Genomic DNA, 14389 nt, shown 5'->3' on the forward strand with positions numbered 1-14389 from the left:
ACGTAACCGAGACGCGGAGAATCGAGTCGACACGATACGGCGTCGCGTTATTCCATTTGGTTATGAATAATCCCGCAATGTGATTTAGCCGGCGGTGCGGTATCGGTTAGTCTGCTGTCATCGGCCAGTCACGGCCGCTCCATCACACACGAGGCGGGACTATGATGAAAACAACAGCACGGGCATTACTGGCCCTCACCCTGCTCAGCGGCAGCGCACTGGCTCAGAGCGGCAATGAACTGGCCGCCATTCAGGCTGCCGGCAGCATTAAATTCGGCACCGAAGGCACCTATCCCCCCTATACCTATCATGATGCCAGCGGCAAACTGGTCGGCTTCGATGTGGACATCGCCCGTGCCGTCGCCGCCAAGATGGGGGTGAAGCCGGAGTTTGTCGAGGGACGCTGGGACGGGCTGATCGCCGGCCTGTCGGCCAAGCGCTACGACGCGGTAATCAACCAGGTGGGGATCACCCCGGAACGTCAGGCTAAGTTCGCCTTCTCCGATCCCTACATCACCTCGAAGGCGGTGCTGATCGTGCGTGACAACAACGCCCAGATCAAAAGCTTTGCCGATCTGCGTGACCAGAAGGCGGCGCAGAGTCTGACCAGTAACTATGCCAAACTGGCGCAAAAGTATGGCGCGGAGTTGGTACCGACCGACGGTTTTAACCAGTCACTGGAGTTGGTGATCAGCGGGCGAGCGGCGGCCACCCTCAACGATAACCTCTCCTACCTCGACTTCCGGCAGCATAAACCGAACGCGCCTCTCAAGGTGGTCGCCGTCGCCGAACAGGGCGCCGACTCGGCCATCCTGGTGCGTAAGGATCAGCCGCAGTTGGTACAGGCACTGAACCAGGCACTGAGCGAGATCCGCGCCGATGGCACCTACCATACTATCTCGCAGCGTTACTTCGGCAGCGACGTCTCCCAGTAACCTCACCACTCATTTCTCGCTCGATCCCGTCCCCGTGACGGGATCATGCACGGAGTCTGCCCATGCCCGCTTGGTTATCCCCACTGCTCGACACGCTGCCCCACCCCACCTGGCTGCAACCGGTGGTGGAGGCATTTTGGCCACTGCTCTCTGCCGGGCTACGTTTCTCCGTGCCCTTGGCACTCCTCGCCTTTGCCGGGGGATTCCTGCTGGGCCTGGCCACCGCCTTAATCCGTCTATACGGTGTCTGGCCGCTACGCGTCTGCGCCGACTTCTATGTCTGGGTGATCCGCGGTACTCCGCTGCTCGTGCAACTGTTCCTGATCTTCTATGGCCTACCGAGCGCCGGCATCACCCTGGACGCCTTCCCGGCCGCGTTGATCGGCTTCACACTTAACGTCGGCGCCTACAGCTCGGAGATCATGCGCGGCGCCATCCTGTCGGTACCACGCGGACAGTGGGAGGCGGCCAGCGCCATCGGGATGAGCAGCAGCCAGACCCTGCGGCGGGTCATTTTGCCGCAGTCGGTCTTCGTCAGTCTGCCGCCGCTCTCCAACTCCTTTATCTCGCTGCTCAAGGACACCTCGTTAGCCGCCGTCATCACCGTGCCGGAGATGTTCCTCGCCGCCCAGCGCATCGTGGCCGTGAACTACGAGCCGCTGATCATCTACAGCGAGACGGCGCTGATCTACCTGGCCTTCAGTACCCTACTCGGCAAGTTGCAGTTGCGCTTAGAGCGTTACTACCGCCGCTATGAGTAGCCCTAGCCCCGATCGCCACACGATAACGGTAAGGGCCACTGACGACATAAAAAAAGCCCGCGGGCGCTGCCTGCGGGCTAATACACAATGAGAAACTCTATGTCGATATTATTCAACAAACAGAGATTATCACACTACATTTTTTTAACAATTTATTTGCGTTAAACTGTGCAGGCCGTCACCTTAGTGCGCAGCCACCTCATCCTGACGGTTAAACTTCAGCTCGATCAGGGCGATGGCCTTCTGCACGCCGCGCTGTGTCACCGCATCGATGCCTGGCTGATTAAAGTCGATGCTCTTCAGTTGCTGCGCCATCTTCGCGCGTACCTCTGCCGGCGCGATCACCTCGATCACATCCAGGATCTGTTTAATCACCAGTTGGCAAGCCACCAGATCGGAGGCCAATTCATCGCTTTCGGTCAACATCTGCGACATGGTTTTTCCTTGTTCATCATGGGTTAACAAAGCCTACGGTATGCTCCGCGGCCTCACTCAAAGGGGGTGGGATCGCCGGAACCGACCCGCACCACCTGGGGATTATCGTCCGTCATATCGATCACCGTCGTCGGTTGCTGCCCCAGGTAGCCGCCGTGGATCACCAGATCGACCAATTTACCCAGCCGCTCTTGGATCTCCTCGGGGTCCGACTCGGCGAACTCACTGTCCGGCAACATCAGGGTCGTCGACATCAACGGCTCCCCCAGTTCAGCCAACAGATCTTGCGCGATCGGATTCGACGGCACCCGCAAGCCGATGGTCTTACGCTTCTCACTCATCAGTCGACGCGGCACCTCTTTACTCGCCTTAAGAATAAAGGTGTAGCCGCCCGGGGTATTATTCTTCAACAGGCGGAACGCGGCATTGTCGACGAAGGCATAGCTCGACAGCTCGGAGAGATCGCGACACACCAAGGTGAAGTTATGATTACTGTCGATACGCCGGATACGGCAGATGCGCTCCATGGCGTTTTTCTCTTCCAGCATACAGCCCAAGGCGTAGCCAGAGTCCGTCGGATAGACGATCACGCCGCCCTTACGCAGGATGTCGACCACCTGTTTGATCAGCCGCGGCTGCGGATTCTCCGGGTGGATATAAAATAATTGACTCATAACGCCTCCAGTAAGCTCGCGCCGGGTTGGGGAGCCAGTGGCGCCAAAGCCCAATGCGTCCAGACGGGGATCGCCCCGTCGGGTAAGGAAAGTGCACGCCCCAAATCGAGATAGGGGGTAGGTTGATGGAAGTCCGAGCCTTGCGAGGCCAGCAGGGAGAACTGGCGTGCCAGCAACGCCAACTGATGGCGCTCATGCGGCGGCTGTTGGCACTGTGCCACCTCCAACGCATCCCCGCCGGCGGCGCAGAAGGCGGTCAATAGCCGCTTCAGCCACTTAGCACTGAGACGATAACGCCCGGGATGCGCCAGCACCGCCACACCCCCTGCGGCATGGATCGCCGCTACCGCCTCCGCCATGTCCCCCCACAACGGCGGGACATAGCCGGTCTTACCGCGCGCCAGGAAATGTTTAAACACGTCGCTACAGCGAGTCGCATAGCCGCGCTCCACCAGATAACGGGCGAAGTGGCCGCGGGTTAACTGTGCGCCCTGCGCCAGACGCCGCGCCCCCTCGAGCGCACCTTCAATCCGCGCGCGCGCCAGACGCCGCCCCATCTCGGCGGCCCGCTCATCGCGCCGCTGCGACTGCAACGCCAAAAACTCGACCAACTGCGGGTTACGCGTGTCCACCTGGAGGCCGACGACATGGATCTCATGGTGTTCCCATAAGGTGGAGATCTCCACGCCAGCAACCAACGTCAACGGCAACTTCTGGGCGGCGATCGCCTGCCGGGCAGGCGCAATCCCCGCCACCGTATCGTGATCGGTGATAGCCAGCGTGCTCACGCCGCGCATCACGGCGCGCGCCACTAGCGCCTCGGGGCTCAGTAGCCCATCCGACGCCTGGGTATGGCTATGTAGGTCAAACAAAACCGGAGGCGACTCCGGGGCATGCGCTAACACCATGACTCTCCACTCTCTGACTTCTCTCCCTATCATAGCGGGTTAATCCCCATGGCACTAACCCAATCCCGGCGGGAGGCACGCCCGGCGCCACAGATGACGAAAAAATACACCATCCCGTTGACACGAGACCATTAAACTAGTTTACTAGTACGCAAGTTCACTAATGACCTGATTGGAGTCGACCATGACGCTTGATGCACACTTTCCTCTCCTCTGCGGCGGCTGGCGCGCGAATCCCCCCTGGGCGGTAGGTTGATAGGCAGAGTCTCTCTGCCATGCCAACACCGCCCGCATCAAGCGGGCTTTTTTATGCCCATAGCGCCATCACCACCAGGGATTCGCCGTTATGCATTCGAGTCACCCCATCGTTACCGTATTACAGCGCCGCGCCGCCTACACCGCCGATCCGACGCTGCCCTTTGAACAGTTGTGTGGCCAACGCCCGGCCACCCTATTACTGGAATCCGCCGAGATCGCCAGCAAGCGCCATCTGAGAAGCCTGTTGATCATCGACAGCGCCTTACGCATCACCGCGCGAGGACGTCAGGTGACGCTAGAGGCCCTCAGCGCTAACGGCTGCGCCCTGTTGACCCACCTGTACCGTACGCTTCCCGCTGACCTCCTTTGCCAGCGGCAACCCCAAGGTTGCCTCTTGACCTTCCCGACGCCCAGCACCGAGGTGGACGAGGAGAGCCGGCTACGCACGCCCTCGGTGTTCGATGCCCTGCGTGCACTGCTCGCGGCGCTGCCGACCCCGCCCGACGAACGTGAAGCCCTGCTACTCGGCGGCCTGTTCGCCTACGATCTGGTCGCTGGTTTCGAGGCGCTGCCCTCCCTCACGGCGGGACCGCGCTGCCCCGATTTCTGCTTCTACCTGGCGGAGAGTCTGTTGATCCTCGACCATCGCCAGGGCAGCGCCCGCTTACAAGCCAGTCTGTTCAGCGCCGACCCCGCCGAGCGGCGGCGGCTAAGCCAGCGTCTAGCCACGCTGCAGAGCAGGCTGACACACCTGCCGCCCCCCCGTCCGGCGCCGATCGGCGTGGCCCCGACGGTCAGTGTCGATCGGGATGATGCCGCCTTCGCGGACATGGTGCGCACACTCCAACAAGCCATCCGCGCCGGCGAGATCTTCCAGGTCGTCCCCTCGCGCCGCTTCTCTCTGCCCTGTCCCGCGCCGCTGGCGGCCTACCGCCAGTTGAAGCGGAGTAACCCCAGCCCGTACATGTTCTTCATGCAGGATCGCGATTTCACGCTATTTGGCGCGTCGCCGGAGAGCGCGCTGAAGTACGACGCCGACAGTCGACAGATCGAAATCTATCCCATCGCCGGGACCCGACCGCGCGGGCGCCATGCCGATGGCCGCCTCGATACCGATCTCGATGGCCGCCTCGAACTGGAGATGCGCACCGATCCCAAGGAGCTGGCGGAGCATCTGATGCTGGTCGATCTGGCGCGCAACGATCTGGCACGCATCTGTGAACCCGGCTCGCGCTATGTCGCCGAGCTGACCCAGGTCGACCGTTACTCCGTGGTGATGCACCTGGTTTCGCGAGTCGTCGGCACCCTGCGCGCCGATCTCGATGCCCTACACGCCTATCAGGCCTGCATGAATATGGGCACCCTGAGTGGCGCGCCTAAGGTCCGCGCCATGCAACTGATCGCCGCCTGCGAAGCGCGGCGGCGCGGTAGCTACGGCGGTGCCGTCGGTTACATGACGGCGCACGGTGATCTGGATACCTGCATCGTCATTCGCGCGGCCTACGTCGAAGAGGGCATCGCCAGCGTACAGGCTGGCGCCGGTGTGGTACTCGACTCGCAGCCCCAGGCCGAGGCCGAGGAGACGCGCAATAAGGCCAAGGCGGTACTCAACGCCATCCTCCAGGCGCATGGCGCCGACCAATACGCACAAGGAGCATGATGATGGCCGATATTCTGTTGCTCGATAATGTCGACTCTTTCACCTATAACCTGGTCGATCAACTGCGGAGCGCCGGTCACCGGGTGGTGATCTACCGCAATAGCGTCAGCCTGGCGACCCTGCAACATCACCTGGCGGAGCTTACCCGCCCGATCCTGATGCTCTCTCCCGGTCCCGGCGCACCCGCCGAGGCGGGTTGCATGCCCGCTCTATTGCGTGCCCAGTGCGGTCGCCTCCCGATCATCGGCATCTGCCTCGGCCACCAGGCCATCGTCCAACACTACGGCGGTCAGGTCAGCCCGGCGAGCGAGATCCTACATGGCCGCACCTGCGCCATTGAACACGATGGCCAGGCGATGTTCGCCGGATTGCCTACCCCCTTAACCGTGGCGCGTTATCACTCGCTGGTGGGGAGCCAGATCCCCGCCGCGCTGTGTGTCAACGCCCGAGCCGGGGAGATGGTGATGGCGGTACGCCACGATCGCCATCGGGTATGTGGCTTTCAGTTCCATCCCGAATCGCTGCTGACTCCGCACGGCGCACAACTGCTGGAGCAGAGCCTCGCCTGGGCGCAAGCCCCCTACGTTACGCCAACCGTCACCCCACTCGCCATGGAGGCCGCCTCATGCCGTTGACCCCCCAGCAACAACAGATCGTGGAGAAACTGTACCAGGCCCAGGTGCTCAGCCGCGCCGAGAGCCAACAGTTGTTTACCGCCATCATGCGCGGCCAGCTCGAACCGAGCCAACTGGCGGCGGTCCTGATCAGCCTCAAAGTGCGCGGCGAACACCCCGAAGAGATCGCGGGCGCCGCCACGGCGCTGCTGGAGCACGCACACCCCTTTCCCCGTCCCTCCTATGAGTTCGCCGACATCGTCGGCACCGGTGGCGACGGCAGCAATAGCATCAACATCTCCACCGCCAGCGCCTTTGTCGCCGCGGCCTGCGGCGTACGCATCGCCAAGCACGGCAATCGGAGCGTCTCCAGCCAAAGCGGATCGTCCGACGTGTTGCAGGCGCTGGGGATCCGCCTGGATATGAGCGCCGAGGCGGCACGCCAGGCATTGGATGAACTGGGGCTCTGCTTCCTGTTCGCGCCGCACTATCACAGCGGCTTTCGTCACGCCATGCCGGTACGCCAACAATTGAAGACGCGCACCATCTTCAATCTGCTCGGCCCGCTGGTAAACCCCGCCCGGCCGACTCGCGCATTGATCGGCGTCTACAGCCCCGAGCTGGTCTTACCGCTGGCCGAGAGTTTGCGCGAGCTAGGCTACCGGCATGCGGCGGTGGTGCACGGCGGCGGGCTGGACGAGGTTGCCCTGCACGCGCCAACCCAGGTCGCCGAGCTATGTGACGGCACCCTCCGCCATTACCAACTGAGCGCCGAGGACTTCGCATTACCCGCCTACCCGCTGAGCGCGTTACGCGGCGGCGCGCCGGAGGAGAATCGTACCCTACTGACCCGTCTGCTACAGGGGAACGGCGAGCGCGCCCATCAAAGCGCCGTCGCCGCCAACGTCGCCCTACTGCTGCGCCTATTCGGTCGACGCGATCTGGCGGAGAACGCCCGTCTGGCGCTGGAGACGCTACGCAGTGGACGCGCCTATCACTATGTCACCGCCCTGGCCGCACGCGGCTAACACTACGCAAGGAACCGACCATGACCGCGCCCCTCTCCTCATCCCCCAGTCTACTGCGCCGTATCGTGGCGGGTAAGCGACGCTGGATCGCCGAGCGCCAACGCCAGCAGCCGCTGGCGACGTTTCACGCGACACTGCAACGCGCCGAGCGTGATTTTTACCACGCGCTCAGCGCCACAGAATGCGCCTTAATCCTAGAGTGTAAGAAGGCCTCCCCCTCACGCGGGGTGATCCGCGCCGACTTCGATCCCCAGGCCATCGCCCGGGTATACCGCGACCACGCGGCGGCGATCTCGGTGCTGACCGATAGCGAGGACTTTCAGGGCGACTTCACCTACCTGCGCGCAGTAAGTGACGTTGTCACGCAACCGGTACTCTGCAAGGACTTTATCCTCGATCCCTATCAGATCTACCTGGCGCGGCACTACCGGGCCGATGCCATCCTGTTGATGCTCTCGGTGCTGGATGACGACAGCTATCGCCGCCTGGCCGCGCTCGCCGACAGCTTGGCGATGGGCGTATTGACCGAGGTCAGCAACGAGCAGGAGATGGCGCGCGCGTTGGCGCTGGGGGCTCGCGTCATCGGTATCAACAACCGCAACCTGCATGATTTGAGCGTCGATACCGCGCGCACTCACCATCTGGCGGCGCTGGCGCCGGCCTCTGTCACCCTGATCGCCGAGTCCGGCATCCACCATCACGCCCAGTTACGCGATCTGGGGCGCCACGTCCAGGGTTTCCTGATCGGCAGCGCGCTGATGGCTCAGGCGGATCTGCGTAGCGCCGTCTGTCGGCTACGCTTCGGCGACAACAAAGTCTGCGGCCTGACCCGGCCACAGGATGCCGCCGCCGCCTATCAGGCCGGGGCGATCTATGGCGGACTGATCTTCGTCGCCCGCTCGCCACGCTACATCGATATCGCCACGGCACAACGCGTCATGCAGGGCGCGCCGCTGCGCTACGTCGGCGTCTTTCGCGACGCCCAACCGACCAGCGTCGCCCTGGCCGCCGAGCGCCTAGGTCTGCACGCCGTGCAGCTCCATGGCGCCGAGGATCAGGCCTATATCGACCGCCTACGCCCCCTGCTACCCGCGCATTGCCAGATCTGGAAGGCGTTGGCGGTGGGCGACACCCTGCCGGAACGCAACCTACACCACGTCGATCGCTACCTGTTCGATGCGGCGCGCCCCGGCGGCGGACGTCCCTTTGACTGGCGACTGCTGGCCGGCCAAGCGTTGGAGAACGTGATGTTGGCCGGCGGGATCGGTGCCGACAACTGCCGACAGGCGGCGGCGCTCGGCGCCGGTGGCCTCGACTTTAACTCGGCGCTCGAATCCCTCCCTGGTGTTAAGGATCACGCCAAACTCCAGGCCACGTTTCTGGCGCTGCGTCCCTGAACGCCATCGCCCCTTTTTGCCCTTACTGACAGGATGAGAATGTTATGAGCTTACTGAACCCCTACTTCGGCGAATTTGGCGGCCAGTTCGTGCCCCAGATCCTGATCCCGGCGCTGAATCAGTTGGAGGCCGCCTTCCTCGAGGCGCGCGACGATCCCGACTTTCAGGCTCAGTTTCACGATCTGCTGCACAACTATGCCGGACGTCCCACCGCCCTGACCCTGTGCCGTAATCTGACCGCCGGTACCCGCACCCGGCTGTATCTGAAGCGAGAGGATTTGTTACATGGCGGCGCCCACAAGACCAACCAGGTTCTCGGCCAGGCGCTCTTGGCGAAGCGGATGGGCAAACGCGAGATCATCGCCGAGACCGGCGCCGGCCAGCATGGCGTGGCGACGGCGCTCGCCTGCGCCCTATTGGGGCTGAAATGCCGCGTCTATATGGGGGCCAAAGATGTCGCCCGTCAATCTCCCAACGTGTTCCGCATGCGACTGATGGGCGCCGAGGTGATCCCGGTACACAGCGGCTCGGCCACCCTGAAAGATGCCTGTAACGAGGCGCTGCGCGATTGGTCCGCTCACTATGACCAGGCCCACTATCTGCTGGGCACCGCCGCCGGGCCACATCCCTACCCGACTATCGTGCGTGAGTTTCAACGCATGATCGGTGCCGAGACGCGCCGCCAGATCCTCCAGTCCGAAGGACGTCTGCCCGATGCGGTGTTGGCCTGCGTCGGCGGCGGCTCCAACGCCATCGGCATGTTCGCCGACTTTATCGACGACAGCGACGTCGCCCTGATCGGGGTCGAGCCGGCCGGGCTGGGAATCGAGACCGGCCAACATGGCGCACCGCTCAAGCATGGCCGAGTGGGCATCTACTTCGGCATGCGCTCACCGATGATGCAGACCGCCGATGGGCAGATCGAGGAGTCCTACTCCCTCTCCGCCGGATTGGACTTCCCCTCCGTCGGGCCACAACACGCCCACCTGAACAGCATCGGCCGCGCCGACTATGTCTCGGCCAGCGACGAGGAGGCGTTGCAGGCCTTCATGCAGCTCTCACGCCAGGAGGGGATCATCCCGGCACTGGAGTCGGCTCACGCCCTGGCTCACGCCTTGAAGCTGATCCGCCAACAGCCGGATAAAGAGCAGCTCCTCGTGGTGAACCTCTCTGGGCGCGGCGACAAGGATATTTTTACCGTTCACGACATTCTGCAAGCTCGGGGAGAGATGCAATGACGCGTTATCAGACTCTGTTTTCACACTTACGCCAACACCAGGCAGGCGCCTTCGTTCCCTTCGTCACCTTAGGCGATCCGACGCCTGAACTCTCGCTACGCATCATCGATACGCTGGTACAGGCCGGTGCCGATGCCTTGGAGTTGGGGATCCCCTTCTCCGATCCGTTAGCCGACGGCCCCGTGATCCAGAATGCCACCCTGCGCGCCCTACAGGCCGGTGTCACGCCCGAACGCTGCTTCGCACTGCTGCATACCCTCCGCGCGAAGTATCCGCAGTTACCCATCGGGCTACTGATGTATGCCAACCTGGTGGTCAACCCGGGTATCGACACCTTCTACCGCCGCTGCGCCGAAGCCGGAGTCGACTCGGTTCTGATCGCCGACGTGCCGCTGGAGGAGTCCGCCCCCTTCCATGCGGCGGCACTCCGCCACGGGGTCGCCCCGATCTATATCTGCCCGCCCAATGCCGACGAGGCACTACTGCAACGCCTGGCGAACCATAGCCAGGGGTATATCTACCTGCTGTCGCGCGCCGGAGTCACCGGCGCCGTCAACGCCGACCTGCCTCCACTACGCCATCTCACCCAGCGTTTACGCGAGCTGGGCGGGGCCCCGGCGTTGCAGGGCTTCGGCATCCGTGTCCCCGAACAGGTGCGCGCCGCCCTGGATGAGGGGGCGGCAGGCGCCATCTCCGGTTCGGCCGTCGTCAACCTGATCGCCGAGCACCTCGACGATCCCGATCAGATGCTGCGCCAGTTGCATGACTTCGTCCAAACGATGCGTGCCGCCGCGCGGCCTTAACCCGCTCGATCCCCGGTGACCAGGTAACCTGGTCACCGATTTCACCTTGCCCTCTGACGACCCATTGATATTATTAATGATGTATCGGGACGCCGTGCCGCACGGCGCACCTTTCCTGCTACCGTCTAAGGAGAACAGTATGAAATGGTCGAAGCATCTCTATGCGCTCGGGCTGGCCGCCATGTTAGCCGGGCCACTGGCTGGCTGCGCCGGCTCTTCCACCCAGGAAAGTACTGGCAACTATATCGATGACACCGTGATCACCACCAAGGTGAAGAGTGCGTTACTCAACGCCAAGAACATTAAGTCTACGGAGATCGGCGTCGAAACCTATAAGGGACGGGTGCAACTGAGTGGTTTTGTCTCTTCCCGCGCCGATGCTCAGCGGGCCGTGCAGATCACCCAAGGGGTCAAAGGGGTGCGTTCAGTCGAGAATGACATGCGTATCCGCTAAGCTGACTCTAAGGTCTCTCCCGCCGCCACGACGCGGCGGGGAACGCCAGGCGACGGGGGGATCCGCCGCCTACCTGCCGAGTCGACCTGTTTAGAAGCGATAACCGGCGCCGAACATGAACACCCACGGATTGATCTCCGTCTTGATGCTGCTCTGATCGCCCGCGCTATCGCGGAACTTCACCTTGGTGTCGATATTGATGTACCACACCGAGGCGTTAATCATCCAGTTCTCACTGACCATATAGTCCAATCCCGCCTGACCGGCGACGCCCCACGAACTGGTCGCCTGGAGATCGTGCAATCCCAGGTTCTTGGCATTTTGATCGAAGCTGTTATCGAAGAAGGTGGTGTAGTTGACCCCGACCCCCAAGTAGGGGCGCAGCTTGTCTTCGGCACGGCCAAAATACCACTGTGCCATCAGGGTCGGCGGCAGTTGATGCACGGTGGCGATATTCCCCAGCTCACCCAACGACACCTTGTGGCGGAATGGCGTGGCGGCTAGCAGCTCGATGCCGATATTATCCGTCGCCATGTAGCCGAAGGTCAGCCCCAACTGCGTATTGTTATCCACCTTGAACTCCCCCAACCCCAATACATTATCGGAGCTGGTGGTCGGACGCACGGTAGCGGTGCCGGCGCGGAAAATAAAGTCGCCCGCCTGATGAGCCGAAGCCACCACCGGCGCCAATACCGCGGCAAGACAGAGCGCAACGCTAAACTTTTTCATCATCCCTTTCCTTTATATGGTTATTGTGTGCGCCTGCAATATAACCACATCGAGTGATTTTTGATCTGGCTCGGATCACATCTTTTATATAGAAAAGAAACAAAATGATATTTTTGGATATACGTCTAATTAACTACATCAAAGCATTTTGATGCACATCAAAATTCACCATCCATCCCCAAAAAAGATAAAAAATTTCTCGCCGTGTCATCTTGACGTCGGAGGAAGGCTGGGATTAGCGTAATGGCAGATAGCGGTGATTAATCTAGGTAAAACATCATCATGGCTCATTCAACGCTGACTCCACTCACCATTCAAACCAATCCCTGTGTTCGTTGCGGTGCCTGTTGCGCCTATTTTCGCGTCTCCTTCTATTGGGCCGAAGCCGACGACGGCGGTGGCCAACTCGCCGCCGACGATACGGAGCGAATCTCATCATTGATGCGCTGCATGCGCGGCACCAACAGCAAACGGCCGCGCTGCATCTACCTGTGTGGCGAGGTCGGCCAGGCGGTCAGTTGCCGCGCCTATGCGCAACGACCGACGCCTTGCCGAGACTTTATGCCGTCCGGAGAGAACGGCCAGCCGAATCCGGCCTGTGATCGGGCGCGCGCGGCTTACGGCCTGCCGCCCCTATCTCCCCACATGACGGCATACCGTCAGAACGCGGAAGAAATCACCACCTGAAAAATTGCAGGGTGCCACAGGTGCAATTAACGGGGTACAATCGCGCATCTTACTTTTCACCACGGGCGGCACCTGTACCGCCCGGCGACATGCCAAGGAGCTATGCATGCCCATCACGGCCCGGAGCCTTTACCGTGACAGCATTAACTTTTTCCGCCACCAGATGGCCCCCATCATCCTGTTAGCCTTATTGACGGCGTTTATCAGCGTGGCGTTAAACCAAACCTTTAGCCCGAGTAGCCAAGCGCTGACCCAATTGGCGAGCGATGACAATGTCAGCGCGGCGCGAGGATTACAGGATATGATCCGCCAGATGACCCCCGAACAGCAGATGACGCTGCTGAAGGTGTCAGCCGCCGCGAGCTTCTCCGTCCTCATCGGGAATGTCTTGTTACTGGGGGGGATGTTGGTGTTGATCGCGCAGGCATCGAATGGCGCCCGTCTCAGCGCCTTACGCGCCATCGGTCTCTCCGCACCGATGCTGCCGCGCCTGCTGCTGCTGATGCTGCTGTGTACCTTGATGGTGCAACTGGGTATTACGCTGTTTATTCTGCCAGGGATCATCCTGGCCGTCGGCCTGGCGCTATCGCCGATGATCATGACCGCGGAGCAGTGTGGTGTCATCAAGGCGATCCGTAGCAGTTTCCGCCTCTCCTTCGCCAATGTACGCCTGATCAGCCCCGCCATCCTGCTCTGGATGCTGATGAAGCTGGTCCTGCTGCTCTTGGTCGATACCCTCGCCGCGCTGCACCCCAGCCTGGGGATGGTGATCATGGGGACGCTGAGCAACCTGATCTCCGTCGGGTTGATCCTCTACCTCTCTCGCTTGTATATGCTGCTGCGTACCCCGGCCTGATCATGCTTCCCCCGCTTGCTGAGCGGGGGAATTATAATGTTTATTCTTGCCTTGAAGTGACCTATTTTAGATAGAATAGGTCGTAACATGCTCATTCAACCAGCGGTAGCTACATATGTCGAAAAGTGAAATAGCCTCAATTTGATTCATTGGAATCACATGGCGAAAGTGTTGTAGATTTAACCACGCTGAATTAGCCGTAATCCCTTTCGCTAAATATAACGCATAATATCGATATTGCTCATAATAGCGAAGCGTCTCTTTATCGCGATACCCGCTGATATAGGGAATTAGCGCCAAATGACGATCTTGACCATGCTCAATACGTGGTGCCGTGACATATCCGACGTAAAATTTACGTGATTTTAACGTAATAAATATCAGCATCTCTCTATCTATCGCCTGTACCAGTAACGACTCGACATCATCTAACGCAGCAACCTCTCGATATGCCTCTTCACGAAATCTCTCGTTTTTCAGCATATTACGCGCCACATCACCAGCAACATAAGTAAAGACGACAGCCAACATTAATGTGCTAACACAAAATATAGGATAAGAGAATATGTCATGTTCCCATAACCAGACGTTGAGTATCCTGACTTGATGAAGCCATGAGGCATAATGAAATGGGGTGAATAGCAGGATAATAAGGATAACAAAGGGGTACAGGAGTAAAGTAATGACGGCACCTTGTGCCACAAACTTACAGCCTTGCATAGCGATATAAAAATAAGAACTCCAGCCATGAGTCCGGGCATAACGTAGGCGAGAAGGATAGTGATTATCCGTATACCAAAAACCACAGGCCATTACGACCATGATAATCAGCGAGCTCATCGCATATCCTTTAATTAATCTTTAGCGGCCAACTCCTTCATACGTGCAATCATTGCCTTACAAACCTGTGGGTTGTTCATATTTAAGACAGCGCCTCCATTTGCGTCCGTCC

At 60.5% G+C, this 14389-nt stretch carries 16 protein-coding genes; 11 read left to right on the plus strand and 5 right to left on the minus strand.

Features of this window, described 5'->3' with window-relative positions:
- Window positions 1-161 precede the first annotated feature (161 nt).
- Together ACEQFP_RS13410 and ACEQFP_RS13415 are read left to right on the plus strand one after the other, a co-directional pair.
- Window positions 162-935 (plus strand): amino acid ABC transporter substrate-binding protein, encoded by a 774-nt coding sequence (locus tag ACEQFP_RS13410; RefSeq protein WP_097363931.1) that lies wholly within the window; start codon window positions 162-164, stop codon window positions 933-935.
- 62 nt (window positions 936-997) lie between these two features.
- Window positions 998-1696 carry an amino acid ABC transporter permease gene (locus tag ACEQFP_RS13415; RefSeq protein WP_370546791.1) on the plus strand — a complete coding sequence of 233 codons (699 nt, stop codon included), beginning with the start codon at window positions 998-1000 and terminating at the stop codon, window positions 1694-1696.
- Window positions 1697-1879: 183 nt separating this feature from the next.
- On the opposite strand, the gene ACEQFP_RS13420 is transcribed toward ACEQFP_RS13415, so the two are convergent.
- Genes ACEQFP_RS13420 through ACEQFP_RS13430 form a run of 3 tightly spaced genes read right to left on the minus strand, consistent with a single transcriptional unit; the run spans window position 1880 to window position 3713 of the window.
- Complete coding sequence (locus ACEQFP_RS13420) at window positions 1880-2131, minus strand: DUF2766 family protein (RefSeq protein WP_005285267.1); 252 nt, start codon at window positions 2129-2131, stop codon at window positions 1880-1882.
- Window positions 2132-2184: 53 nt separating this feature from the next.
- Complete coding sequence (locus tag ACEQFP_RS13425; RefSeq protein ID WP_005285265.1) at window positions 2185-2805, minus strand: L-threonylcarbamoyladenylate synthase; 621 nt, start codon at window positions 2803-2805, stop codon at window positions 2185-2187.
- Complete coding sequence (locus tag ACEQFP_RS13430; protein ID WP_005293345.1) at window positions 2802-3713, minus strand: PHP domain-containing protein; 912 nt, start codon at window positions 3711-3713, stop codon at window positions 2802-2804. Before ACEQFP_RS13430 ends, ACEQFP_RS13425 begins: the two co-directional genes overlap by 4 nt.
- A 346-nt stretch (window positions 3714-4059) precedes the next feature.
- On the opposite strand from ACEQFP_RS13430, the gene ACEQFP_RS13435 reads away from it, so the two are divergent.
- The 7 genes from ACEQFP_RS13435 (at window position 4060) to ACEQFP_RS13465 (ending at window position 11165) form a co-directional block, all read left to right on the plus strand.
- Window positions 4060-5631: an anthranilate synthase component 1 gene (locus ACEQFP_RS13435; RefSeq protein ID WP_370546792.1), complete on the plus strand. Its 1572-nt coding sequence runs from the start codon at window positions 4060-4062 to the stop codon at window positions 5629-5631.
- Window positions 5632-5633: 2 nt separating this feature from the next.
- On the plus strand, window positions 5634-6266 hold the full coding sequence (locus tag ACEQFP_RS13440; protein ID WP_005293342.1) for a gamma-glutamyl-gamma-aminobutyrate hydrolase family protein: 633 nt from the start codon (window positions 5634-5636) through the stop codon (window positions 6264-6266).
- Window positions 6257-7273 (plus strand): anthranilate phosphoribosyltransferase, encoded by a 1017-nt coding sequence (trpD, locus tag ACEQFP_RS13445; protein ID WP_005285255.1) that lies wholly within the window; start codon window positions 6257-6259, stop codon window positions 7271-7273. The genes ACEQFP_RS13440 and trpD overlap by 10 nt, the downstream gene beginning before the upstream one ends.
- Before the next feature lie 20 nt (window positions 7274-7293).
- On the plus strand, window positions 7294-8670 hold the full coding sequence (gene trpCF, locus ACEQFP_RS13450; protein WP_370546793.1) for a bifunctional indole-3-glycerol-phosphate synthase TrpC/phosphoribosylanthranilate isomerase TrpF: 1377 nt from the start codon (window positions 7294-7296) through the stop codon (window positions 8668-8670).
- Window positions 8671-8714: 44 nt separating this feature from the next.
- On the plus strand, window positions 8715-9908 hold the full coding sequence (trpB, locus tag ACEQFP_RS13455; RefSeq protein ID WP_005293338.1) for a tryptophan synthase subunit beta: 1194 nt from the start codon (window positions 8715-8717) through the stop codon (window positions 9906-9908).
- The gene (gene trpA / locus ACEQFP_RS13460) at window positions 9905-10711 is read left to right on the plus strand and encodes a tryptophan synthase subunit alpha (protein ID WP_005285244.1); all 807 of its coding nucleotides are present in this window, start codon (window positions 9905-9907) and stop codon (window positions 10709-10711) included. Before trpB ends, trpA begins: the two co-directional genes overlap by 4 nt.
- 139 nt (window positions 10712-10850) lie before the next feature.
- Window positions 10851-11165, plus strand: coding sequence for a BON domain-containing protein (locus ACEQFP_RS13465; protein WP_005293334.1), 315 nt, complete (start codon window positions 10851-10853; stop codon window positions 11163-11165).
- Between the two features lie 90 nt (window positions 11166-11255).
- Here the strand turns inward: ACEQFP_RS13465 and ompW are convergent, their stop codons facing one another.
- Window positions 11256-11894 carry an outer membrane protein OmpW gene (gene ompW / locus ACEQFP_RS13470; protein WP_005293331.1) on the minus strand — a complete coding sequence of 213 codons (639 nt, stop codon included), beginning with the start codon at window positions 11892-11894 and terminating at the stop codon, window positions 11256-11258.
- A gap of 282 nt (window positions 11895-12176) precedes the next feature.
- On the opposite strand from ompW, the gene ACEQFP_RS13475 reads away from it, so the two are divergent.
- Window positions 12177-12581 carry a YkgJ family cysteine cluster protein gene (locus ACEQFP_RS13475; RefSeq protein WP_005285236.1) on the plus strand — a complete coding sequence of 135 codons (405 nt, stop codon included), beginning with the start codon at window positions 12177-12179 and terminating at the stop codon, window positions 12579-12581.
- Between the two features lie 106 nt (window positions 12582-12687).
- Complete coding sequence (locus ACEQFP_RS13480) at window positions 12688-13437, plus strand: YciC family protein (RefSeq protein WP_005285232.1); 750 nt, start codon at window positions 12688-12690, stop codon at window positions 13435-13437.
- 66 nt (window positions 13438-13503) lie between these two features.
- Here ACEQFP_RS13480 and ACEQFP_RS13485 read toward each other — a convergent pair whose 3' ends face one another.
- Window positions 13504-14277: a hypothetical protein gene (locus ACEQFP_RS13485; RefSeq protein ID WP_068871369.1), complete on the minus strand. Its 774-nt coding sequence runs from the start codon at window positions 14275-14277 to the stop codon at window positions 13504-13506.
- Window positions 14278-14389 lie beyond the last annotated feature (112 nt).

The organism is Edwardsiella sp. A.80236, assembly GCF_044540725.1.
Taxonomy (GTDB): domain Bacteria; phylum Pseudomonadota; class Gammaproteobacteria; order Enterobacterales; family Enterobacteriaceae; genus Edwardsiella; species Edwardsiella tarda.